This window comes from Streptomyces sp. MI02-7b, assembly GCF_033793585.1.
Taxonomy (GTDB): Bacteria; Actinomycetota; Actinomycetes; order Streptomycetales; family Streptomycetaceae; genus Actinacidiphila.
On sequence record NZ_JARAWX010000001.1, the window covers coordinates 102961 to 127979 of the forward strand.

General features: G+C 70.8%; 17 protein-coding genes. 9 read left to right on the plus strand and 8 right to left on the minus strand.

Features of this window, described 5'->3' with window-relative positions; all coding sequences use genetic code 11:
* Window positions 1-134: 134 nt before the first annotated feature.
* Window positions 135-986 carry a formate/nitrite transporter family protein gene (locus tag PV364_RS00455; RefSeq protein ID WP_319657505.1) on the minus strand — a complete coding sequence of 284 codons (852 nt, stop codon included), beginning with the start codon at window positions 984-986 and terminating at the stop codon, window positions 135-137.
* Window positions 987-1153: 167 nt separating this feature from the next.
* A complete protein-coding gene (locus PV364_RS00460) occupies window positions 1154-2341 on the minus strand; it encodes an FAD-dependent monooxygenase (RefSeq protein ID WP_319657842.1) in 1188 nt (395 codons plus the stop codon).
* Between the two features lie 233 nt (window positions 2342-2574).
* On the opposite strand from PV364_RS00460, the gene PV364_RS00465 reads away from it, so the two are divergent.
* Window positions 2575-3897, plus strand: coding sequence for an epoxide hydrolase family protein (locus PV364_RS00465; RefSeq protein ID WP_319657506.1), 1323 nt, complete (start codon window positions 2575-2577; stop codon window positions 3895-3897).
* Window positions 3898-4406: 509 nt separating this feature from the next.
* Window positions 4407-7811: a S8 family serine peptidase gene (locus PV364_RS00470; RefSeq protein WP_319657507.1), complete on the plus strand. Its 3405-nt coding sequence runs from the start codon at window positions 4407-4409 to the stop codon at window positions 7809-7811.
* A gap of 82 nt (window positions 7812-7893) precedes the next feature.
* On the opposite strand, the gene PV364_RS00475 is transcribed toward PV364_RS00470, so the two are convergent.
* Complete coding sequence (locus tag PV364_RS00475; protein WP_319657508.1) at window positions 7894-8799, minus strand: AraC family transcriptional regulator; 906 nt, start codon at window positions 8797-8799, stop codon at window positions 7894-7896.
* Window positions 8800-8997: 198 nt separating this feature from the next.
* Here PV364_RS00475 and PV364_RS00480 point away from each other — a divergent pair, with 198 nt between their 5' ends.
* Both PV364_RS00480 and PV364_RS00485 read left to right on the plus strand, forming a co-directional pair.
* Window positions 8998-9315, plus strand: a complete 318-nt coding sequence (locus tag PV364_RS00480; RefSeq protein WP_319657509.1) for a putative quinol monooxygenase — start codon at window positions 8998-9000, stop codon at window positions 9313-9315.
* A gap of 54 nt (window positions 9316-9369) precedes the next feature.
* On the plus strand, window positions 9370-10344 hold the full coding sequence (locus PV364_RS00485; RefSeq protein WP_319657510.1) for an alpha/beta hydrolase: 975 nt from the start codon (window positions 9370-9372) through the stop codon (window positions 10342-10344).
* A 33-nt stretch (window positions 10345-10377) separates the two neighbouring features.
* On the opposite strand, the gene PV364_RS00490 is transcribed toward PV364_RS00485, so the two are convergent.
* Entirely contained in the window at window positions 10378-11433 is a 1056-nt protein-coding gene (locus PV364_RS00490) for an alpha/beta hydrolase (RefSeq protein WP_319657511.1), read from the minus strand.
* Window positions 11434-11667: 234 nt separating this feature from the next.
* On the opposite strand from PV364_RS00490, the gene PV364_RS00495 reads away from it, so the two are divergent.
* Window positions 11668-12141: a carboxymuconolactone decarboxylase family protein gene (locus PV364_RS00495; protein ID WP_319657512.1), complete on the plus strand. Its 474-nt coding sequence runs from the start codon at window positions 11668-11670 to the stop codon at window positions 12139-12141.
* A gap of 105 nt (window positions 12142-12246) precedes the next feature.
* On the opposite strand, the gene PV364_RS00500 is transcribed toward PV364_RS00495, so the two are convergent.
* From PV364_RS00500 to PV364_RS00515, 4 genes are read right to left on the minus strand one after another with little or no spacing between them, the layout of a single operon-like run.
* Complete coding sequence (locus tag PV364_RS00500; RefSeq protein WP_319657513.1) at window positions 12247-13275, minus strand: LacI family DNA-binding transcriptional regulator; 1029 nt, start codon at window positions 13273-13275, stop codon at window positions 12247-12249.
* 48 nt (window positions 13276-13323) lie between these two features.
* Window positions 13324-14232, minus strand: a complete 909-nt coding sequence (locus tag PV364_RS00505) for an ATP-binding cassette domain-containing protein (RefSeq protein ID WP_319657514.1) — start codon at window positions 14230-14232, stop codon at window positions 13324-13326.
* On the minus strand, window positions 14229-15224 hold the full coding sequence (locus tag PV364_RS00510) for an ABC transporter permease (RefSeq protein ID WP_319657515.1): 996 nt from the start codon (window positions 15222-15224) through the stop codon (window positions 14229-14231). Before PV364_RS00510 ends, PV364_RS00505 begins: the two co-directional genes overlap by 4 nt.
* Window positions 15225-15229: 5 nt before the next feature.
* Window positions 15230-16231, minus strand: a complete 1002-nt coding sequence (locus tag PV364_RS00515; RefSeq protein WP_319657516.1) for a sugar ABC transporter substrate-binding protein — start codon at window positions 16229-16231, stop codon at window positions 15230-15232.
* A gap of 261 nt (window positions 16232-16492) precedes the next feature.
* Between PV364_RS00515 and PV364_RS00520 the strand changes: the two genes are divergently transcribed.
* The 4 genes from PV364_RS00520 to PV364_RS00535 all read left to right on the plus strand — a co-directional run bounded on the left by PV364_RS00520 (window position 16493) and on the right by PV364_RS00535 (window position 25011).
* A complete protein-coding gene (locus PV364_RS00520; RefSeq protein ID WP_319657517.1) occupies window positions 16493-17539 on the plus strand; it encodes a carbohydrate kinase in 1047 nt (348 codons plus the stop codon).
* A gap of 101 nt (window positions 17540-17640) precedes the next feature.
* On the plus strand, window positions 17641-20100 hold the full coding sequence (locus PV364_RS00525; protein WP_319657518.1) for a glycoside hydrolase family 32 protein: 2460 nt from the start codon (window positions 17641-17643) through the stop codon (window positions 20098-20100).
* 484 nt (window positions 20101-20584) lie between these two features.
* Complete coding sequence (locus PV364_RS00530) at window positions 20585-23806, plus strand: LamG-like jellyroll fold domain-containing protein (RefSeq protein ID WP_319657519.1); 3222 nt, start codon at window positions 20585-20587, stop codon at window positions 23804-23806.
* A gap of 116 nt (window positions 23807-23922) precedes the next feature.
* A complete protein-coding gene (locus tag PV364_RS00535; protein WP_319657520.1) occupies window positions 23923-25011 on the plus strand; it encodes an ABC transporter substrate-binding protein in 1089 nt (362 codons plus the stop codon).
* Window positions 25012-25019 lie beyond the last annotated feature (8 nt).

Genomic DNA, 25019 nt, shown 5'->3' on the forward strand with positions numbered 1-25019 from the left:
CGTTCACCGTTCACGAGGGAGCGCCGGGTGTTCAACTGCCCGCATGAAAGGTGATCAGTCGGCGTGCGGCGAACCTGACATGAGCCGGCGTGCGCCCCGCCCGCCGACGGGAGCACGCCGCAGCGTTCGCCCGCTCAGGCGGGGACGGTCGCGGGTGTCTCGCTCTCCGAGGATTCACCGGCACTCTTCGCCCCCGGGCCGCGGCCGAGGAAGGCGTAGGCCGCCCCGACGAGCAGACCGCCGCCGACGAGGTTGCCCAGGCCCACCAGGAGCAGGTTCCGGGCGAAGGCGGCCGCGTTCGCACCGGGCACGTGCTCGAAGAGGCCGAGCGCGTAGTACGTCATGTTCGCCACGACGTGTTCGAAGCCCGAACCGACGAACGCCAGCAGGCACCAGAAGATCACGGTCAGCTTGGCGCCCTCCGACCGGGTCCGCGCCGCCATCCACACGGCGAGGCAGACCAGGAAGTTGCAGAGCACTCCGCGGAAGAACAGCGCCGCTCCCGACTCGGCGGCCTTCGCCTTGATCAGGCTCGCCAGCAGGGCGAGTGCCGGGGCGGTGTGCCCGGGGGCGCCACCGGAGGTGATCACGCCACTGCCGTGGACGAGCCAGGCGAACAGCACCGACCCGACGAGGTTGCCGACGAACGATCCGAGAATCAGCGCCGCCGCGTCGGCCGCGGTGATGCGACGGACGATCGCCCCCTGAACCGCGGTCATCATGGTGCCGGTGGCCAGTTCGGCACCGGCGAAGACCGCCAGGGTCAGCCCGACCCCGAAGACCAGGCCCTCGACGAGTTTCGTGTACGGGGACGAAGCGGCCAGCAGCGGCCCGGCGACCGCGAGCAGCAGGACCGCCGCAACCCCGATGAACGCCCCGGCCAGCATGGAGCCGACCAGGAACCGGCCCGGCCTGCGGAGCCCGGCGGCCTTCTCGGCAGCCGCCTGCCCCTGTTCTTCGAGGGCCTGGGACACGGGAATGGGCATGCTGTCACCTCAAACTGGCTATAACGGGAATAACGCCTCACTTTTCTCGATGCTATGCCGCACGAAACACGTCCTGAAGAAAGGTGTCGCACATCACAGACCTGGACTTGTCGGCCGATAAAAGGCGCGAAAAGGTGAGGTCATGGTGAATTCCTGAATCGGCAAAATCACGGCACAGGGGACGCGAAGAACGTGTCCCCCGTCCCCGCGCCCAGCGAGGCTTTCGCGGCCTGCTCCCGCCCCGCCACGGACAGCGTGACCAGGTGGTCGAGGCGTCGCACCTCCCAGTACTCCAGTGCGACGGCGGGCAGCGGCTGCACGGGGGTCCATCCGAGCAGAGCGGTCGCCAGACCCGCGGCGTCACCGAACGCCCTGGACGCGCCCGCGGCGATATGGGGCCTGACCGTGCCCGCCGCATCGCCGATGAGCGCCGCGTGGTCGGCCACCATGCGCCACGGGGGGACGTCATGGACCGGCTGCATGAAGAGATCCGACAGCCCCACCAGTTCCGCGAGGGCCGGCGGGAGCGAGGCCTCGGCCTGCCCACGGACCCGCTCGACGGTCTCCGGCAGCGCTTCGCCCGGCGGCAGGAAGTGCGCGAAACGCCTTCCTGAGCGGCCCGTCAGGAGTCCGGGCAGATCCTGCTCGGCGACGTTGACATACCAGACCCAGTTGACGCGCCGCGAGCCCTTCTCCAGCTCTCCGTCGGGTCCCGGAACCAGGGAGCAGAGCATCTGCATGCCACTGGACGTGAAAAGCGTGAGACGGCCCGAGAAGAGCTCCAGGAGTTCACCGGAAAGCCGGGACTCGGGTTCCAGACCCCGCCAGGCGACGTAACCGGCGTAGGCCGGACGGGAAGAGGGGTCGAGCAGCCTGCGCGTCGCCGACCCGATTCCGTCCGCTCCCACCAGGAAGTTGCCGCGCGCGGCGCGGCCGCCGGAGAACTCCGCGGTGACCTCGTGGCCCTCCACCTGTACACGCCTCAGTGCGCCGTCGAGGCGGTGGCACACGTCGGCGAGGGGCTCGCGCAGCACGCGGTGGAGGGCGTCCCACGCCGTCATCAACCGCGGCGCCTCATGGCGCGCGGCCTTGCCCCGCACATCGAGTTGCTGGCGCTCGTGCAGTTCGACGCCGACCGCTTCCGCGGGAACGCCCAACCGGTTCAGCAGCGCCTCGATCTCCGGCTGCACGACGATGCCGGCGCCGCGTGCCGGCGTCGGGCCCACCGATCGCTCGTAGACGGAGACGTCTGCCCCGATGGCCCGCAGTTCGTGCGCGGCCGCCAGACCGCCCAGCGATCCGCCGATGACCAGTGCCGCGAAGTCGTTCGTCTCCGGGATGGCGCACCTCCACAGGCTCCGTTCCGGCCGAAACGCACTCCGGGACGAAGGAGCGTAAACACACCCTCCGGACGCCCGCAACTCGCTCACGTCCGCCGGGATTCACGTCATCAGCCGTTTGCGGGCACCGGGTTGCGGCCGTGCAGAGGCACACTTAGCGTGACACGCGGTCACTTTGATTCGCCTCGAGAACACCGGCCCTCTTGGTCGCCGCAGGAAATGCTCGGAACGGCCCAAGGAGATCTGTCGTGCCTGAAATTCCCCACTGGCATTCTCGGCGGAAGGTGCTCTTCGCCTCTGCCGCCGCGATGACCGCGGCAACCACAGGAGCCTTCGGCCTGCTCTCCGGGAAGCCGGTCGCCAAGAAGACCGGCGCGAGCCCGGGCACGAGCGTTCGCCCCTTCCGCATCGACATTCCGGAACGGGATCTCGACGAACTCCGCCGGCGCATCGTCGCCACCCGGTGGCCCGACCGCGAAACGGTCCACGACCAGTCACAGGGTGTCCAGCTCGCGACGATGCAGGAACTCACCCGCTATTGGGAAAGTTCCTACAACTGGCGGAAGATCGAGGCGAGGCTCAATTCGCTGCCGCAGTTCATCACCGAGATCGACGGGCTCGACATCCACTTCCTCCACATCCGCTCGCGCCACGCGGACGCGCTGCCGATGATCCTGACCCACGGCTGGCCGGGATCCGTCCTGGAATTCCTCAAGGTGATCGCCCCGCTCACCGACCCGACGGCCCACGGAGGACGCGCGGAGGACGCCTTTCATCTCGTCATCCCGTCCATGCCGGGTTACGGCTTCTCGGAGCGGCCGACGACCACCGGCTGGGGCCCGGACCGCATCGCCCGCGCCTGGGCCGTACTGATGGAGCGCCTGGGATACCGGCACTACGTGTCCCAGGGCGGCGACTGGGGCGCGGTGATCTCGGACCGGATGGCGGTGCAGCGACCTGCGGGACTGCTCGGCATTCACGTCAACTTCCCGGCCACGGTTCCGCCGGACATCGCGAAGAGACTCGCCTGCGGCGACCCCGCCCCGGCGGGCCTGTCCGTGGACGAGAGGACCGCGTTCGACGAACTCGCCGCCTTCTACAAGACGGGCTCGGGCTACTCCGCCATGATGGTCACCCGCCCGCAGACCGAGGGATACGGACTGACGGACTCGCCGGCCGGACTCGCCGCCTGGATGTACGACAAGTTCGCGGCGTGGACGGACAGCGGCGGCCACCCCGAGCGTGTACTGACCCGGGACGAGATGCTCGACGACATCACGCTCTACTGGGTCACCAACACCGCGGTCTCCTCCGCCCGCCTCTACTGGGAGAACAACGCCAACAACTTCAACGCGGTGTCGGTCTCGCTGCCGGCGGCCATCACGGTGTTCCCGGGCGAGATCTACCAGGCGCCGCTGAGCTGGGCCAAGCAGGCGTATCACGATCTCATTTATTTCAACAAGGCCCGCAAGGGCGGTCACTTCGCCGCGTGGGAAGTGCCGGACATCTTCAGCAGGGAACTGCGCGCCGCGTTCGAGTCGCTGCGTCATCCGGGAGCCGCCGGCAAGTGAGGCCGCACCGCGCCCCGCTCCCCCACGGGTATCCGCGGGACGCGCTTCCCGTCGGCCATTCCACGGGCGGCGGTGAGGTGGCGCGCCGCATCGGCCGCCACGGCAGGACGGGGCGGGAAAGCCGTCCCGCTCAGCGCGGTCCCGCCACTGGTGCTCAAGACCACGGCCGCCCGGTCGTCCCCCCGGGACGCCGGGCGGCCGATCCGTGAACTCCCTTACTCACGCGCTTTCTTGGCCGAAGCGGTGGAACGGTTCCGGTACGGTGCCGCAGGACCGGGAGAAGTCGATTTTTCCCAAGCAAAGCCAGATCACTATGCAACCTTGATCAAGTGTGGTTCCCTCATCCCTCGTGACCAAGAACCAGGTCCGGAGTTCGAACTGAGCGGGACGTCCGACGTCCCCGTCACAGGGCTGCCCCGGCCCCGTTCCCGGGCGCCCGGAAACCGCCGGGTGCTCCACTGTCCGCCGCCCGTGTTATAGGTCTCCCGGGCGGCCAAGGGTAGTCGTACATGCGAATACAAGCCCGTTGGGCCCTGATCCCCGCGCTGGCCGGCCTCCTGGCGGGCGCCGTCCCCGGCGCCGCCCAGGCATCCCAGAGCCCCGCCACGGCCGCACCCGCCGTCGGCACCGCGGCGGCCGGGGTCAAGACCGTCCGGACCCTCACGCTGATCACCGGTGACAAGGTGACGGTCGTCCAAGGCGCCAGCGGCGTCCCCGCGGTGAGCGTGCAGCGTGGTCCCGGCCGCACCGGCATCGGCTTCCAGCTCTCGCACGAGTGGCACGGAACCGAGCACCACATCTCGGTCGTTCCCTCGGACGCGCAGGCCCTGCTGGCCGACGGGCGGCTCGACGCCCGCCTGTTCGACGTCACCGAGCAGGTGAACGCCGGCTACGACGACGCCTCGACGAGCACCTTCCCGCTGATCTACTCGAGCCGCAGCGGCAAGTCCGCCACGGCTCGCGCCGCGGTCCAGCAGCACGCTGCCCGCATCACCCGCACCCTGGACGTTCTGGGCGGCGGCAGCTTCGCCCCGGCCAAGCGCGACGCCGCCTCCTTCTGGAAGTTCGTCACCGGGACGCAGGGGCTGCGCGGCCCGCTGCGCGAACTGTGGCTCAACGGCCGCAGCCGGGTCGCCCTCGCCGAGAGCACCGGCATCATCGGCGCCCCCGAGGTCTGGGACAGCGTCGATGCCAACGGCGTGCACATCACCGGCAAGGGCGTCACCGTCGCGGATCTCGACACCGGCTACGACCCCACCCACCCGGACCTCAAGGACAAGGCCGCCGCCGGCCGGACCATGGACTTCACGGGCTCCGGCACGGTGGTCGACGGACACGGCCACGGCACCCACACCGCGTCCATCATCGCGGGCACCGGCGCGGCTTCGGCGGGCAAGTACAAGGGTGTCGCCCCCGACGCCACGCTCCTGGTGGGCAAGGTCTGCGACAACGACGGCTTCTGTCCCGACGACGCCGTCATCAACGGCATGACCTGGGCGTCGGAGGCCGGCGCGAAGGCCGTCAACCTCAGCCTGGGCTCGCCGCCGTACGCGCAGACCGACCCGCTCACCGAGGCGGTCGAGAAGCTGACCGCCGAGCACGGCACCCTGTTCGTGATCGCGGCGGGCAACGAGGGCGCCCCCGCGGCCGACTACTTCGGCGGCACGGTGGGCAGCCCCGGCATCGCCGACTCCGCGCTCACCGTGGGCAGTACCACCAAGCAGGACGCCCTCAGCGACTTCTCCAGCCGGGGACCGCGCATCGGCGACTTCGCCGTGAAGCCCGACATCGTCGCACCCGGCTCGGACATCACCGCGGCCCGCGCCGCGGGCACCACGATGGGCGACCCGGTCGGCACCTCGTACGTCACCGCGTCCGGCACCTCGATGGCGACCCCGCACGTCACCGGTGCGGTGGCGCTGCTCGCCCAGGAGCACCCGGACTGGAAGGCGGCCGACTTCAAGTCGGCCCTGACCAGCGCCGCCAAGGGCCTGCCCGGACTGACCGCCTACGACCAGGGCACGGGACGACTGGACGTGGCCCGCGCCGCGGTCCAGAGCGTGCGGGCCACCTCCGGCAACATCAGCTTCGGCAAGGCCGATTACCCGCACCAGAGCGTCACCCGGACCGGCACCGTCACCTACGCCAACGACGGCGCCACCGACGTCACGCTGCACCTGTCCGTCGACGCGAACGGGCCCCGGGGCCAGAAGGCGCCCGCCGGTGCCTTCGCCCTGTCCGCCGGCACCGTGACCGTCCCCGCGCACGGCACCGCGTCCGCCACGCTCACCGCCACCGTCGACGCCACGATGGTCGGCGCCTACGGCGGTTCGGTCGTCGCCACCACGGACGACGGCGCCACCACGGTCCGCGACGCCTTCGGCGTCTACGCCGAACCGCTCACCCACGCGATGTCGTTCACCGTCCTCGGCCTCGACGGCAAGCCGGTCGGCGAGGGCACGTACGTCAACGCCTTCGACGTCCGGACCGGCCTGCAGTACAGCGTCGTCACCGATGCCGACGGCACGGCGTCGATGCAGCTGCCGGAGAGCGAGTACGACGTCTCGGCGAACAAGTTCGACCCCGTGGCGCACACCTCGGTGCTGTTCTCCGAGCCGGGTGTGCACCTCACCGCCGACACCTCGCTCGACCTCGACGGCCGCACCGCCGAGCAGGTCAACCTCACCGTCGACAAGAGCCAGGCCGAGAACGAGGGCATCTTCGCCAGCGTCACGTCCGTCAGCGCGGACGGCCGCTACGGCACGCAGAAGTTCGTGATGGGCTTCCCCGGCGACCGCATCTACGCCACGCCGACCGCCCAGGTGACCAGCCACGCGTTCTGGTTCCTGACCAGCCAGCGGTGGACCGGCACGATCCCCGCGACCCGTACCGGCCCGGCGTCGAGCTATGCGTACAACCTCGCCGTCAACGCCAAGGGCGGCATCCCCTCCACCCTCACCCGCAGGCTCTCCGACCGCTCGCTCGGCCGGGTCGAGGAGACCTACGCCGGCCAGGGCGGCAAGCCGCTCGGCGTGCGGATCGACACCCCGGTCCCGACCTACGGCGCGGTCGCCTTCGTCGACGGCAACGAGATCCCGGTCCCGGGCAAGCAGACCCGCTACTACACCGACGACGCCGCGATCGTCTGGGACCGCACGCTCGGCATGCGCGCCCAGGGCACCGCCGGCTTCGACGAGATCCAGTTCGCGGACACCACACGATTCCGGCCGGCCGCGACCTACACCCGGCTGTGGAACCAGACCCCGCTGCGCGCCCGGTCGCTCGACGCCCTGCGCCTCGAGGACCAGCTCTACCTCACCCCCGGCCTGTTCTCCTCGGCCGCCGCGAACACGGCGACGTACTCCGGTGAGGCCCGGGGCACCACAGGCTCCTCGACCCTGTACCGCAACGGGGTGAAGGTCGCGTCGCTGGACTCCCTGGGCCAGTTGCAGACCGCTGTTCCGTACGAGAAGGCCACCTACACCCTGAAGTCCTCCGGCACCCGCTCGGTGGGCTGGTCGACCCTGGGCAGCAAGGCCTCGGCCACCTGGACGTTCACCTCGCAGCGGCCGGGCACCACGGCGATGACCCAGCAGCCGCTCATCAACGTTCGGCTCAACGGCCCGGTGAACACCTCGGGCAGCGTCGCCGGCGGCCGTACGTACGTCTTCCTCGTCACCGCCGAACGCGGCGGCAAGGCGGCCACCACGTCGCTGGGCCTGCGGATCTCCTTCGACGACGGCAAGACCTGGAAGACCCTGCCGGTCCGGCGCGCGGGCGATCTCGGTTATGTCGTCCTGTCCACCCCCAAGGCCGGTGGCTACGCGTCCATCCGCCTCACCGCCAAGGACGCGGCGGGCAACGCGGTCGACCAGACCGTCATCCGCTCCTTCCCGGTGACCCGCAAGAAGTAGCCGGACATCACGGCGCCACCGCGCGGCGCTGCAACGGCCCCCGCCGACGGCTTCCCAGCCGTCGGCGGGGGCCGCCGGGCGTTCAGGGCAGCGCCGTTGCCGCGGTGCCGGCACGTCCGTGCAGGTGGGCGGCGTCCTGGCTGGGGGGTACGCCGAACCGGCGGCGGTACTCGCGGCTGAACTGCGACGGGCTGTCGTAGCCGACCCGGTGACCCACCCCGGTGATGTCGTGGGGGTGGGCGGCCAGCAGCAGACGGGCCTCCTGGAGCCTGATCTGCTTCTGGAACTGAATGGGGCTCATCGCCGCCACCGCCTGGAAGTTGCGGTAGAAGGCCGAGGGGCTCATGCCGGTCCGCCGGGCCAGGTCCTCGACGCGGAACGGCTCCGCGTAGTGCTCGCGGATCCACCGCACGGCGCGTGCGATGTGGCTGAGGCTGCTGTCGGCCAGCCCGAGTTGGCGCACGACACCGCCCTGATCAGCGGTGATCAGCCGCCACAGGATCTCGCGGATGACCATCGGGGCCAGCACGCCCCGGTCCCGCGGCCGCTCGAGCAGCCGCACCAGCCGGATCAGGGCGTCGAGCAGCTCCGGCGACATCTCCCCGACGGCGATCCCCGGCGGAGCGGCCGGGGCGGGGCGCGGCAGGTCCCCCGGGCCGGCGCGCAGGAGGAGTTCGGCGATCGCGGTCGGTTCGAGGACGAGGGCGAGTCCCAGAGCCGGGTGGTCGGGGCCGATCTCGGTGAAGTGGCCGGTGACGGGGAGGTCGACCGAGGCGACGAAGTACGTGCCGGGGCGGTACTCGTACAGCCGGTCCCCCAGCGCCAGGCGTTTGGCGCCCTGTGCCAGGACGGCGAGCACCGTGCCGGACATCGACGTCGTCGGCGGTCCCGCACGGTCGGCCCTCGCGATGTGCAGACCGGCGATGTCGGTGGTGGCGTCATCGCGCACGTGCCGGGCCAGCAGGGCACGGAGCTCGTCGAATCCCATGGCCCCATTGCAGCACAGCCATCCGTCCCGCATTCCCGTGGACAGGAGGATCATGCAAGTGCGGACGAGCTTCGTTCTACCGTTGTCGCATGTCATCGCGGTGAAATGAGATCAGTGACTCCCCGACGGCAGAGAGCGGAATCTCCCGTCAGGAGAGGAACAGACATCCGTGCACCCCGTCGAAAGAGGAGTACCGCCATGACCGTCGGCTACGGATTCAACGCCACGCTGACCGCCCGGCCCGCGATGGGCGACCGGCTGGTCGACCTCCTGCTGACCGCGCTGGAGGAGGGCAACCCCGCCGCGAGCGAACACTGCCTGGTCTACCTCGTCTGCCGTTCGGCCGCCGACCGCGACGTCGTCCACGTCACCGAGGGCTGGACCACCGAGGACGACCACCACCGGGTCTTCGCCGGCGCGGCCGCACAGGCCATCGTGGCGCAGGTCCGGGAACTGGTCGCGGAGGGATCGCCCTACACCGACTACGTCCCGGTCGGCGGCAAGGCCGCCTTCTGAGCTCGCGAGTCCCGCAGACCGTCCCTCCTCCCCGCTGACCGAAAGGACCCGCCCGTGTCTCCCGCACGCCCCGGCCTCGACCCCGAGCTGCGCAGCCTTCTCGCCCCGATGCCGCTCGTCACGGAGCTGACTGCGGAACTCCTCGCGCAACTGCGCGAGATGCCGTCGCCGCCGGTCGAATCCCTGCTCGCGGGCCATGCGCTCACCCGGCGCGACGTCGCCGCCCCCGGCCCTGACGGCGCACGGATCCCGCTGTCCGTGCTCACCCCCGCGGCGGCCGACCGCACCACACCGGCACCGTGCGTGTACTGGATGCACGGCGGAGGAATGATCATGGGCGACCGGTTCGCGCAGATCGACATCCCGCTGGAGTGGCTGGACCGGTTCGGTGCCGTCGTGGTCTCCGTCGACTACCGGCTGGCACCGGAGGCCACCGGCACCACCGCGGTCGACGACTGCTACCACGGGCTGCTGTGGGTGGCCGAACACGCCGGCGAACTGGGCATCGACCCCGACCGCATCGTCATCGCGGGCGCCAGCGCCGGCGGCGGGCTCACCGCCGCGCTCGCCCTCCTGGCACGCGACCGCGGTACCCCCGCCGTCGCCGCGCAGATCCTGATCTGCCCCATGCTCGACCACCGCAACACCACCGTCTCGAGCCACCAGTACGCCGGCGAACCGGGTGTGTGGACCCGCGAGACCAATGCCTTCGCCTGGCAGTCCGTGCTCGGCGACCTCGCAGGGGGCGACGTTCCCGCCTACGTCTCACCCGCCCTGGCCGACGACCTGTCCGCCCTGCCGTCCGGCTACATCGACGCCGGCTCGGCCGAGGTCTTCCGGGACGAGGCCGTCGGCCACGCCTCCCGCATCTGGGCGGCCGGGGGCCAGGCCGAACTGCACATCTGGGCCGGGGGCTGCCACGGATTCGACGCACTGTTCCCCGACGCGCGGCTCTCCGCCCTCGCACGCCGCACCCGCACGGACTGGCTGGGCCGCGTCCTGGCACCCGCGCCCGACCCGGCGCCGTAGGCGGCGCGAGCCGCCTGTCCCGGCGGGCGGGCGTCACATGCGGTCGACGTCCCGCACCGCCTGCGCGAAGGCCGCGGGGGCTTCCTGCGGGACGTTGTGACCGATGCCGTCCAGAGTCCGGTGTGCGTACGGGCCGGTGAACTTGGCACGGTAGGAGGAGCCGTCGCCCGGCGGTGTGAAGGGATCCACGGCGCCGTCGAGGGTGACCGTGGGGACCGTGATCACGGGTGCGCGTGCCAGGCGCGCCTCGAGTGCGTCGTACCGCGGATCGCCGTCGACCAGGCCGAGCCGCCAGCGGTAGTTGCCGATCACCATGGCGACGTAGTCCGGATTGTCGAAGGCCGCCGCGGTGCGCTCGAAGGTGGCGTTGTCGAAGGCCCAGGTCGGGGAGTTGAACGTCCACACCAGCCGGGCGAGGTCACGCCGGTTGCGTTCCAGTCCGAGCCGGCCGCGCTCCGTGGAGAAGTAGTACTGGTACCACCACGCCCACTCGCTCTTCGGCGGCAGCGGCTGCTGGTTGGCCTTCCGGTTGGTGATCAGATACCCGGTCACGGAGACCAGCCCCTTGACCCGTTCCGGCCACAGCGCCGCGATGATGTCGGCGGTCCTCGACCCCCAGTCGTAGCCGCCGAGGATCGCCCTCTTGATCCCCAGGGCGTCCATCAGCGCGACGATGTCCAGGGCGAACGCCGACTGCTGCGGGGCACGCGGGGTGGAAGGGTCGAGGAACCGTGTCGTCCCGTGCCCACGCAGGTACGGCACGACGACCCGGTAGCCCTTCGCCGCCAGCAGGGGGGCGACGCCCACGTAGCTGTGGATGTCGTACGGCCAGCCGTGCAGGAGGACGACGGCGGGACCGTCGGCCGGGCCGGCCTCGGCGTAGCCGACGTTCAGGACGCCGGCGTCGATCTGCTTCAGCGGGCCGAACGAGGCCCCGCCGCCCGGGGATTCCTTGCCGCCCGCCGGGGCGGCCGGTGCGGCCTTGCTCGCGGCGGACGGGGACGTCGAGCACGCGGTCGACAGACCGGCCAGGACGAGGCCTGCCGTTCCCGAACCGACGATTCTTCCGAAGCTGCGCCTGTCGATCATCCTCGGCCTTCCCCGGGGTGCCGGCGGTGGAACCACGCGGGGGTTCATGCCCGGTGGAGCACGGTCCGTGGCGCCGCACCCGGGAATGTCAGCCCGTCGGCCCAACGCCGCCGCCAGTGGTGACACGCGCCGCGGACGACCCATGAGACCCACGTCACCTTCGGCCCGCTGTCACATTCCGCTCCGCTGTGCGGTCAGAGCTGCGTATCGGTTCCCACGGCACAGGAGAGCAGCATGCAAGCGCGCCTCAATTTCTTCGGCAACCCGACCGCGGGCAAGTTCCTCAAGCACATCAACTCCGCCGGCATGGTGGCGGCGGACTCCGCGCTGCCGCACGCGACGCAGGAGCTGGTGAAGATCCGCGCCAGCCAGATCAACGGCTGCGGCTTCTGCACCGACATGCACACCAAGGAGGCCGCGGCCGCGGGCGAGACCTCCGTGCGTCTCAACCTGGTCGCCGCCTGGCGCGAGGCCACCGTCTTCACCGACGCCGAGCGCGCCGCGCTGGAGGTGACCGAGCAGGCCACCCGCATCGCCGACGCGGCCGGCGGCGTCAGCGACGAGGCGTGGGCCAACGCCACCAAGTTCTACGACGAGGACCAGCTCGTCGCCCTGATCGGCCTGATCGCGGTCATCAACGCCTACAACCGCATCAACGTCATCAACCAGCAGCCCGCCGGGGACTACAAGCCCGGCATGTTCGGCTGATCACCCGGCTCCGCCCCGCGGGGCGGAACGTCCGTCTCCGGGCCATACCCCCGACTGTGGCCCGGAGACGGACGGACAACGAACCCTCCATGCGCGCGCCCGTGTTCACTCCGGGCGGCGCGGCGCGGGAAGCTCGCCGGAGCCGCGGGGCACGAGGCGGGTCTCGACCATGATCGTACGGGCGCGGGAGCGGTCGCCCTCCAGCCGCTCGACGGCGGTGGCACCCGCCACCTCCCCCATCGCCACGGGGTTCTGCGCGACGACGGTGAGCGCGGGTTCGAGGATCGCGGCCATGGGGACGTCGTCGAAGGCGACGACGGCGACGTCCTTGCGGCGGCTGCGCGAGAGCTCGACCATGACCCCGATGGTCATGACGTTGTTGCCGGACAGCAGCGCCGTGGGCGGATCGGGCAGCGCGAGCAGCCGGGCCGTCGCCTCGGCCGCGCCCGACGGGTCGTGGGCGTCGACGACCAGGGCACGGTCGTACGGCAGACCCGCTTCCATGAGCGCCGCGCGGTAACCGGCGAGCCGTTCGCGGCGGGTGTAGAGCCGGGCAGGCAGGTCGCCGATGAAGCCGATCCTGCGGTGGCCACGGGCGATCAGATGGGCCACTCCTCCCTGTGTGCCCGAGCGGTTGGAGCTGACGACCGTGTCGGCGGTGAGGCCGTTTCCGGGCCGGTCGAGGAAGACGATGGGCATGCCGCCGGACCGCTGCGCCTTGAGGTAGGCGTGGTCGGCACCGACGGCGGGAGCCACCATCAGTACGCTCACCCGGCGGGCCAGGAACGTCTGGACCAGGGCGAGTTCACGTTCCGGGTCGTCGTCGGAGGAGCCCATGAGCAGGGTCAGCCCACGGCTGTGCACGGCGTCCTCGATGCCGCCCGCCACCGCTCCGAAGAACGGGTTGCCGACGTCCGGCACCACCAGGCCCACCGTGGTGTCCGGACCGCCGACCCGGATGCTCCTGGCCATCAGGTTGGGCTGGAAACCGAGTTTGGCGACGGCCTCCAGTACCCGCTTCCTGGTCTCCGCGGAACTGGGGCCGTCCTCGTTGAGGACCCGGGAGACCGTCTTGGCGCTCACGCCCACCTCGCGGGCCACATCGGCGAGGGTCGGTCTGCGGGTCGCTGCCATAAACCACCTTCTTTGTGGACGTCGCTCCGGTGGATACCGGAACCGCGGTCAGCTCCCCCGCACCCCGGCTGCCGAGGCCGCGTCGCTGTCCGTCACGACCGTACCCCCGTCGGCCCGCACGCTCAGCGCCCCGGTCATGATGGCCACCACTTCGGCCATGGAGTAGTCGGCCGGCTTGATCACCGCCTCTCGCCTGCCGAGCCGGTGGACGTGGACGCGATCGGCGATCTCGAAGACGTGCGGGATGTTGTGGCTGATGAGGATCACCGGGATGCCCTTGTCCCGGACCCTGCGGATGAGGTCGAGGACCTGCCCCGACTCCTTCACGCCCAGGGCGGCGGTCGGCTCGTCCATCACCACCACGCTGCGGGCCCAGGCCGCCGCGCGCGCCACCGCCACGGCTTGCCGCTGACCCCCGGAGAGGGTCTCCACTGGCTGCGAGAGCGAGCCGACGCCCACCTTGAGGGCGGCCATGTGCGCCGCGGCCTCGCGGCGCATGGCCTTCTTGTCGAGCATGCGGAACACCGAGCCGAGCACGCCGGCGCGGCGGATCTCGCGGCCCAGGAACATGTTGGAGGCGATGTCCATGGACGCGGCGACGGCGAGGTCCTGGTACACGGTCTCGATGCCGTGGGTCCGCGCGTCCTGGGGGCCGCCGAACCTGATCGGCTCGCCGTGCAGCCGGATCTCGCCGGCGTCCGGCACCAGGGCACCGGTGAGTGCCTTGATCAGGCTGGTCTTTCCTGCGCCGTTGTCGCCGATGACGGCCAGGACCTCGCCGGGCATGAGGTCGAAGTCTGCGCCGTCGATCGCCGTGACGTGCCCGTAGCGCTTGACCAGTCCGCGTGCGCTGAGGACCGGCTCCGGACCGCCGCCGGGCGCGGGGTCGGCCGGCGGGGACCCGGCGGAGGCCGGTGCCGCCTGCGCCGGTTCGTGGGAGGGGGCCGGGCCGGTCATCGGGTGCCCTTTCGCGAGAGCTGGTCGACGGTCACCGCGAGGATGACGAGGACGCCGGTCACCAGCGTCTGGTAGACGGACGAGACGCCCATCAGCTGGAGGCCGTTGCGGAAGACACCGACGATCAGGACGCCCACGAAGGTGCCGAGCACCGTGCCGCGGCCGCCGAACAGGCTGGTCCCGCCGAGCACGACCGCGGTGATGCTGTCGAGGTTGTCGGTCTGGCCGGCCTGGGGGTCGCCGACACCGGTCCGCGACACCAGCAGCAGGGCCGCGATGCCGTAGACCAGGCCGGCCACCGCGTAGACGCCGACGGTGAGCCGGGAGACCCGGATGCCGCTCAGGCGGGCGCTCTCCGCGCTGTTGCCGAGGGCGTAGACGTGGCGGCCCCAGGCCGTGCTGCTCAGCGCGTAGGCGAAGCCGAGGAACAGGGCGACGGTGACCAGCGACCCGTAGGTGACGTCGGTCCGGCCGAGCGGGAAGGTCTTGCCGAGCACGGTCAGCGGGCCGGGCAGGCCCGTGACCGTCTGCTCGGCGGAGTAGATGTGGGTCAGGGCGAAGGCGACGTTCAGCATGCCGAGCGTCACGATGAACGGCGGCAGCGGCACGGCCCGGACCAGGAGTCCGTTGACGAGTCCGAAGACGCCGCAGGCCAGGATGCCGATCCCGATGGCGAGCACCGGCGGCAGCGGTCCCTGGACGGCCAGCTTGGCGATCAGGATGCCCCCGAAGGCCATCACGGCGCCGCAGGACAGGTCGATGCCGGCGGTGAGGATGATGAGCGTCTGCCCGATGGCGAGCGTGCCCACCACCATGACCTGCTGGAGGATCAGCGAGAAGTTGCCGCCGGACAGGAACTGGTCGGTCGAGATCGAGAAGAACACCGACGCGATGACGAGGGCCGCGAACGGGCCCGCCGCGGGCGCCGTGAGCAGCCGCCGCAGTGCGGTCGACTCGCCGGCGCCCACGGGCAGTGTGGTGGAGGTGGTCAACGTGCTCAGCCCCAGCAGTTCTCGAGGCCGAAGGCGGTGTCCTTGGCGTCCGCGCCGGCCTGCGGCTTGTCGGTGATCAGGGTGACACCGGTGTCGGTGTAACCGCTGGTCTTCTTCCCGTCCTTGGCGAAGGCCGAGATCGCCTTGACGCCGTCGGCGGCCATCTTCAGCGGGTACTGCTGCGAGGTGGCGGCGATCTTGCCGTCCTTGACCGCCTGGACGCCGGTGCAGCCGCCGTCGATCGCGACGATCATGACGTCCTTCTCACGGCCCTTGGCCTTGATGGCCGTGTACGCGCCGAGCGCGGCGGGCTCGTTGATCGCGTAGACGAGGTTGATGTCCGGCGCCTTCTGCAGGCAGTTCTCCATGGCGGTCTGGCCCTTGGCCTGGTCACCGCCGGTGTCCTGGGAGCAGACGATCGAGGGGTCGGAGGCGTCGATGCCGAAGCCCTTCACGAACCCCTCGTGGCGCTGCACGCCGACCGACACGCCGGGGGCGAGGTCCAAAGTGGCGATCTTCACCGGCTTGCCGGACATCGCGGCCTTGGCGTACGCGCCGATCAGTTCGCCGGCCTTCACGTTGTCGGTGGCGAACAGCGCGTCGGCGGCGTCCTGCGGCTCCGGCGGGGTGTCCAGCGCGATGACCAGGACGCCCTTGGCGCGCGCCTTGGCGATGGCGGGGACGATGGCCTTGGAGTCGTTGGGGGTGATGAGCACGCCCTTGACCCCGGCGGCGACCATGTTCTCCAGCGCGGTGACCTGGCTCGCGTTGTCGCCGTCGAACTTGCCGGCCGCGGTGGTCAGTTCGACGTTCTCGCTCTTGGCGGCCTGCTCGGCGCCCTGCTTCATCTTCACGAAGTACGGATTCGTGTCGGTCTTCGTGATCAGTCCGACCTTCACCTTGCCCCCGGACGGGGCGCTGCCGCCGGAACCGGACCCGCACGCCGCGAGGGACAGGGCGAGGCCGGCGGCGCCGATGACGAGAACCGGACGGGCTCTACGGGACATGTGTGACTCCTACGGGAAGCGTGAGCGGGGGACGTCCATGTGTGCCGGACGTCGGCGAAAAGCGACGCCGGGGCAGTGCCATCGTTGACATATGTCATCGTTGACACTGCCTGCGGAGGATGATGGACTCCCGGTCCGGCAACGTCAATGCCCTCTGCAGGACACGAGTTGGCAACAGTCGGACCGCAGCGACCGGAGACCGCCCGGCACTCAGGGGTGGCTCCGGTCGCCGGTTCCGCACCCCACCTGGAGGAATTCCGTATGCAGCCGCGTCAGGTCACCGTGCTGGGAGAGTGCGTCGCCGATGTCTTCGCGGACGCCCGGCCCGGGCCGCCGCCCACCGATGGGCGCGATCCCGCGGACGTCCCCACCCAGGGCCTGCACCTGCACGCCCTGCCCGGCGGCGGGCCGGCCAACACCGCGGTGGGGCTGGCCAGGCTCGGCACGCCCACCCGGCTGCTGGCGCGGCTGTCCGGCGACGTCTTCGGGCGCTTGTTCCGTTCCCATCTCCTGGACTCCGGCGTCGATCTGACGGACGCCCCGGCCGCCGCGGAGCCCAGCACGCTCGCGGTCGCCGACATCGACGCCGGCGGTCAGGCCGCGTACACCTTCCACGCCGAGGGCACCGCGGACTGGCAGTGGACGCGGAACGAACTGGACCGGGCCGGCCAGGGCGACCCGGCCTGCGTGCACACCGGCTCGCTCGCACTGGTCCGCGAACCCGGGGGCTCGCTGCTGGAGGAGTTCCTCAGCAGGGCTCGGCCGCGGGCCACGGTGAGCATCGATCCCAACGTCCGTCCCGCGCTGGTCGATCCGGCGGTCTACCGGCGCCGGTTGCCGAGCTGGTGCGCGGTGGCGGACATCCTGCGGCTGAGCGAGGACGACCTGCGCGTCCTGGTCCCGGGCACCGGGGTGGAGGCGGCGTGCGACGGTCTCCACGCGGCGGGGGTGCGGCTGGTGGTGATCACGCGTGGTGCGCACGGCGCCTTCGCGTCGCTCGACGGCCGGACCGTCTCCGTGCCCGGCGTGCCCACGCAGGTCGTCGACACCGTCGGGGCGGGAGACTCGTTCACCGCGGGACTGCTCCACCACCTCGGCGAGCAGGACCTCCTGGGCGGCCGGCTGGAGGGCCTGCGGCTGGCCGATGTCGCGGCGGCCTGTGCGTTCGCGGTCCGCGTAGCGGCGCTGACCTGCGCCGTAGCGGGTCCCAACCCGCCGTGGGCCCATCAGATCACGCTGCTCCAGGGCGAGAAGGACACGGCCGCCGCACGTGCCGGGGACCGCAACCTTTCTCGTCCGGGGCGTTGACGAGCCCCCACCCGGGGCCCATCATCTGTCATCGATCGGATGTCAGCGATGACATGTGTCAACGATGACACTCACAAGCGACGTCGAGAGAGCTGGTTCACATGCGTCGAAGAGTCGGGGCCCTGCTGGTCGCCCCGCTGGTCGCCCTGATCGCGGGCCTGGTCGCACTCCTGCCGAACACACCCGCGGTCGCCGGGACCGTCTCGGACTACCCCGAGTTCCCCTATCCGCCGACCACGTACAGCGAGCCCTTCCGCGGCCAGTTCCACTTCAGCTCGCAGTCGGGCTGGATGAACGACCCTAACGGCCTGGTGTACGCGAATGGCCTCTACCACTTCTTCTACCAGCACAATCCGCACGGTCTGGCCTGGGACACCATGCACTGGGGCCACGCCACCAGCCCCGACCTGGTCCACTGGACGCAGAAGCCGATCGCCCTGGAGCCCGGTGTGCACCCCGGAACGCTCTTCTCCGGGGGCGGCGTCGTCGACAAGGACAACACCTCGGGGCTGAAGACCGGCGCGCTCGACCCGATCGTGGTGTTCTCCAACACCGACGGCGTGAGCATCTTCTACAGCAACGACAACGGCCAGACCTTCCAGGCCTACGACAAGGGCCGCAAGCAGATCGAGATCCCCGACGAGAGCCGCGACCCGAAGGTGATCTGGGACGCGGCGCGCCACCGCTGGACCATGGTCGTCTGGTCCAACCAGGGCGGCAACGGCGTGAACATCTACACCTCGCCGAACCTCCTGAAGTGGACCCTGGCCAGCCGCTACCAGGCGCCCTGGCTCTTCGAGTGCCCCGACTTCTACCCGCTGCCGCTGGACGGCAAGAGCGACCAGCAGCGGTGGGTGATGACCTCCGCGTCCAGCCAGTACGTCGTCGGCAGCTTCGACGGCACGACCTTCCGCACCGACTGGAGCCAGCCGGCGCAGATGGACCTGGGCACCACGTACGCGGGCGGCTCCTTCTACGCCGCCGAGACGTTCACCAACACCCCCGACGGGCGCACGGTGCAGATGGCCTGGCAGGGCGGCAACCGCGGCAGCACGTGGACCGGCAACGCGACCTTCCCGGTGACCCTGGGCCTGGTCAGCACCCCGGACGGGCCCCGGATCACCCGTACACCGGTCACCGAGCTGTCCTCGCTCGCCTCGCAGACCGAGACCTGGAAGAACGACACGGTCAAGGCACCCAAGGAGCCCAAGCCGGGCAAGGAGCCCAAGGCCGCCGACAACCCCTTCGAGGACATCAAGGCCGACACCTACGAGATCACCGCCCAGTTCGACGTGAAGAACTCCACCGCGACCCGGTTCGGCTTCGACCTGCACAGCCGCAGTGACGGGACCGCCGACCGCAGCGTGGTCTACGACACCGAGAAGCAGACCCTGCAGGGCAAGCCGCTGAAGCCGAGGGACGGCAAGGTCACCATGCGGCTCCTGGTGGACCGGGGCCAGCTGGAGATCTTCGCCGACGGCGGCCTGTACTCGCTGTCCGACAACGTCGACTTCGACTCCGCGGCCGACAGCCAGGGCATCCGGCTCTTCGCCGTCGGCGGCAAGGCGAAACTGGACAACGCGACCTTCACCCGCCTGAACACCAGCTGGGGGACGGCCCAGTCCACCCTCCTGAGCAATCTGAAGGGCCCCTGGCACGCCGCGGGCGGCGCCTGGACCGACGTCAGCAGCGGCAAGCGGGTCTCCACCAGCGGTGACGGCTTCTACATGAGCGCGAGCGGCGGCGCCGACGCGGTCTACCAGGGCGACATCACCCTGGACACCGCACGCGCCGGCGGCCTGACCTTCCGCGCGAACGCCTCGGGCGCCGGGTACACGGCGACGCTCGACACCAGCGGTGTGGTGAAGCTGTGGCGCCCTGGCAAGGACATCGCCGTCCGCGCGCTGCCGGTCAGCGGGGGCCGCACCTACCACCTGAAGGTGCAGACGGACGGCGCCCGCATCCGCGTCTGGGTGGACAACGCCGCGGACCCCGTCATCGACGCCACCGACACCACCTACGCCTCCGGCCTGTTCGGGGTGAACACCTTCGACGGAACCGCGACGGTGCAGAACCTCACCACCGGACAGGGCGGTTTCTCCGCCTTCCCCACCGGGCGGTGGACACCGCGCGGCGGCACATGGACGGTCACCCCGGCCGGGCTGCGCGGCAGCGCGCCACAGAACGGCTTCTACCTCAGCGACCGCACGGGCGGCGACTTCACCTACGAGGGCGACCTGTCCGTCACCAACGGGCAGGCGACCGGCCTGACCTTCCGGGCCGGAAGTGACGGCGCCGGCTACACGGCGAACATCGACACCAGTGCCGGTGTGGTCAAACTGTGGCGCCCGGGCCGGGACATCGCGACCTACGCCACGGCGATCACCGAGGGCCGTACCTACCACCTGAAGGTGCGGACCGACGGCAACCGCATCCGCGTCTGGTTCGGGAACGGCGCCGATCCCGTCATCGACGCCACCGACGACGCCTACGCGAGCGGCCTGTTCGGGGTGAACTCCTTCGCGGCGAACACCCTCGCGCAGAACCTCACCGTGAGCTGACGGAGCATCACCCGTGCGAGGAATCCGGGGCCGGCCCGCGGGCCGGCCCCGGGTTCCTCCATGCCCGGCCCCGCGCGTGCGCGGATTTCCCACGTTGGAAAACGCTCCGCGCACAACCGGGCCCGCCCCGGTGCCGGCGCCGACCCACGCACTCCGATCTACGAATTCACCCCCATGGGGCGGGTGTTGGCCGCACCACGCGCCCCAGGAGATTCTCTGACACCACCTCGACGCGAGGTCTGGACACGGCGGCACGGCGCTGCTTTCATTCTCACCGCGTCCAGAATTTCCAACGTTGTACAAGCGCGCAACCGACCCGCATCCCTTCTTCGCACCAGGCGCCACACCCCCTTTGACCAGCACTTCCCTCCAGGCGTGGACGACGCCCCCCACGGAAGGTGCACGCGTGATTCCTGGCAGACGACGTACCACTCGGCTCGGGCGCTTTGCCGCCCTGCTTTCGCTCCTCCTCGGGGCGGCGCTGATGGCGCCGTCCCCCGCGACGGCCCGGCCGGCCGATTCGGTCGCCGCGCCCGCCGCCTCCGCCGACAACGGCCTGCGCGGCGACTACTACCGCATGTCCAACGGCACGGCGCTGGACTTCGCCCAGTACACGGGCACGCGGATCGACAGCTCGCTCCACGTCGACGACCTGCTGCCCGCCCTGCGGGCCTACGCGGGGACCACCACCAACGTCGCGGTGCGCTGGACGGGCCGGCTGGAAGTGCCGGCCGACGGCAGCTACACCTTCTACATCAAGGGCGACAACGGCTTCCGCCTCTCCCTCGACGGCGCGAGCGTGATCGACCACTGGACGACCGACTGGGACGTGCAGACCACCTCGGAGCCGATCACCCTCACCGCCGGCCTGCACGAGGTCGCGGTGGACTACAACCAGGGCAACGGCGGCGCCTACCTGCACACCGAGTGGTCCGGGCCGGGCTTCGACCGCCGGCCCGTGCCCGACACCGCCCTGCACCTGCCCGCGGACTTCGCTCCGGCCGACGCGGAGGCGTCCGTCGACAAGACCGGCCGCATCGCCTCCATCGACCTGGGCTCCCGTGTGACCGGTCTCCCCGCCGACGCCGCCTCGCACCTGGCGCTGCTGTCCGGCGGCACCCGGTGGTCGGCCACGGTGTCGAGGGACCCCAAGCACGCCTCGCGGCTGCTGCTGCGTCCGGGCACGTCCGACTCCCCGGTCGCCCTGAAGGCCGACGTACGGGTCAGCTACGACGGCAGGGGCGGTATCACCACCGCGGCCGGCGCCCCCGGCCCCTTCTCGGTCGCCGCGAGCAACGACTCCACCTGGTACTTCGCCACGAAGTGGGCCAAGGACGTCTCCCGGTCCCACCCCCTGCCGGACTACCCGCGGCCGCAGTTGACCCGCAAGGAGTGGAAGAACCTCAACGGGACCTGGCAGTTCCAGCCGACCGAGCAGGACGCGGCACTCCCCCAGGGCCCGCTGAGCGACAGCATCGTGGTCCCCTACCCCATGGAGTCGGGCCTGTCCGGCGTCGCCCGGCACCACGACTGGTCGCTGTACCAGCGCACCTTCACCGTGCCGGACGACTGGCGGGTCGGCTCGGGCAACCGGCTGAACCTCAATTTCGGCGCGGTGGACTACGAGGCCTGGGTGTACGTCAACGGCCACGAGGTGGCCCACCACACCGGCGGCTACCAGGCGTTCACCGCCGACGTCACCGACGCCCTGGCCGGGCGCGGGACGCAGGAGCTCACGGTCAAGGTCCGCGACACCACCGACGACCGCTACGCCCTCGGCAAGCAGTCCCGCGACCCCAGCGGCATCTGGTACACGCCGAGTTCGGGCATCTGGCAGACGGTCTGGATGGAGCCCGTCCCCGAGGCGGCCGTGGACTCGCTGGTGCTGACCCCGGACCTCGCGGACTCCTCGCTCTCGGTCACCGTACGGCCGGGTGCCGGCACCTCACCGGACGCCAAGGTCACCGCCACCGCCTACACCAGGAGCGGGCGCAAGGCCGGTACGGTCACCGGCCCGGCGGGCACCGCGCTGCGGCTGCCGGTCGAGCACGCCCGGCTGTGGAGCCCGGACGACCCGTACCTGTACGACCTCGACGTCACGCTCACCGACGGCCGGAGCAAGGACCGCGTCGGCTCCTACTTCGGGATGCGGTCGATCGAGGTGGCCCCGGCGGGCGGCACCAACCGGATCAAGCTCAACGGCAAGCCGGTCTTCGTGCTCGCCACCCTCGACCAGGGGTTCTGGCCGGACGGCCTCTACACCGCCCCGACCGACGAGGCGCTCAAGTACGACCTCAAGGAGCACAAGAAGCTCGGCTTCAACGCGGTCCGCAAGCACATCAAGGTCGAGCCCGCCCGCTGGTACTACTGGGCGGACCAGCTGGGCCTGATGGTCTGGCAGGACATGCCCAGCCGGGGCACGGCCGCGGCCGGCACCCCGGAGACCGCGGCCTTCGTCGACCAGGTGCACCAGATCGTCGACCAGCACATCAGCACTCCGTCCGTCGTGATGTGGACGCTGATGAACGAGGGCTGGGGCGAGTGGAGCAAGGAGGCCACCGGCGACCTCGCCGACTCGGTGAAGCGGCAGGACCCCTCACGCCTGGTCGACGCCCATTCCGGGGTCAACTGCTGTGCCTCCAGGGGCGATTCGGGTCGCGGTGATCTGATCGACTTCCACGACTACCACGGCCCGGCCACCCCGGCCCCGGACGCCGGCCGCGCCGCGGTCGACGGCGAGCACGGCGGCTACTCGTACCTGGTGCCCGGGCACATCCTGGGCGTCGCGGGCGGCCAGGACTACGGCGACGCCGCGCACAGCAAGGAGGAGCTGACCGCGACCTACGTGGAGAACACCCGCAAACTGCTCCGACCGGCCGCCTGCGGCCTGTCCGGATCGGTCTACACCGAGATCACCGACGTGGAGGGCGAGCTCAACGGCCTGATCACCTACGACCGGGCGGTGGTGAAGGTGGACCCGAAACAGGTGCGGGACATCAACCGCCAGGTCATCGCGGCCGGGGCCGCCGCCGGCGGGGTCGACGTCCCGCCGGGCACACCCGGGCAGCAGGGCGTCTCCTGGTGGCCGCTGCACGAGGGGTCCGGCACAGTGGCGAAGGACGCCGCCGGATCCCACGACGGGACGCTGAACGGCGGGACGAGCTGGACCACCGGCCCCAACGGGGGCGCCCTGCAACTGGACGGCCGTACCGGCTTCGTGGACACCGGCGCGCCGGTGCTGGACACCGACGGGGCCGACTACTCGGTCGCCGCCTGGGTCCGGCTGGACGACAAGGGGCACTTCAGCACCGCGGTCTCCCTCGACGGGACCTCCAACAGTGCCTTCTACCTGCAGTACTCGCAGGCCGACCGGCGGTTCGCGTTCAGCTTCGCGGGCAGCCGGGCGCTGGCGAACACCATCGGGGAGCCGGTGGCCGGCCGCTGGTACCACCTGGTCGGCAGCTACAGCCACGGTGACGGCCAGTTGCGGGTCTACGTCGACGGCAGTCAGGCCGGTTCGGCCCGGGCCTGCAACGCCGAGGGACCCTCGGGCCACCTGGTGATCGGCCGCGGCAAGTTCGGCGGCAACCTCGTCGACTACTGGGGCGGCGCGATCGCCGACGTGCACGCCTACGACCGCGCGCTGAGCGCGGCCGAGGTCGCGTCGCTGGCGGCCGGCGAACCCGCGGCGCCGACGAACCGCTGACCACCGGCGGCCCGCCCCGTTTCAACGGGGGCGGGGCGGGCCGCCTCCCGGGCTCCTGCGGAGCCCCGCACTCCCCTGATCAGGTCGCACACCGCTCTACGAGGAGTTGAACGTACATGAGCACCTCCCGTACCACCCGCATGCTCGCCGTCGCGTGCCTCACCGCCGCCGCCGCCCTGACCGCCACCTCGTGTGCCAAGCAGGAGGACTCCGGCGCCGCCTCCCCCAGCTCCTCCGAAGGCGCCCAGGTGGTGCAGTCGCCGACCGCGAGTGCCGCCGCCGGCGACGGCTGCACGCTGCAGTCCTACGGCGCCACCAAGCTCGACCTGAAGAACACGGTCGTCGGCTTCTCGCAGTCCGAGAAGGAGGCGAACCCGTTCCGCATCGCCGAGACGCAGTCCATCAAGGACGAGGCGGCCAAGCTCGGGGTGAAGAAGCTCCTCACCACCAACGCCCAGTCGCAGCTGCCCAAGCAGATCAGCGACATCCAGGACATGCTCGCCCAGGGCGCGCAGTTGCTGATCGTCGCCCCGCTGAACTCCGACGGCCTGGAGCCCGCGCTGCAGGCGGCGGCCGCCAAGCACGTCCCCGTGATCACCATCGACCGCAAGATCAACGCGACCGCGTGCAAGGACTACGTGGCCTTCCTCGGCTCGGACTTCGTGGAGCAGGGCAAGCGCGCCGCGGACCAGATGATCGACGTCACCGGCGGCAAGGGCAAGGTCGCCATCCTGCTCGGCGCCTCCGGCAACAACGTCACCACGGACCGCACCAAGGGCTTCGTCGACCAGCTGGCGGCCAAGGCTCCCGGACTGAAGATCGTGGCGCAGCAGACCGGCGAGTTCGCCCGTGACAAGGGCCAGCAGGTGATGGAGCAGCTGATCCAGTCCAACCCCGGCATCACCGCGGTGTACGCGGAGAACGACGAGATGGGCCTCGGCGCCGTCACCGCGCTCAAGGCGGCCGGGAAGAAGCCCGGCAAGGACGTCAAGATCGTTTCCATCGACGGCACCCGCAACGCGGTGCAGGCCCTGGCCAACGGGCAGTACAACGGCGTCATCGAGTCCAACCCGCGCTTCGGGCCGCTGGCCTTCGCCACCGCGCAGAAGTTCTTCGGCGGGGAGGCCATTCCGGAGGACGTGATCATCTCCGACCGGTCCTACGACGCCTCCAACGCGAAGGACTCGCTGGCCGGGGCGTACTGAGCCCGCGA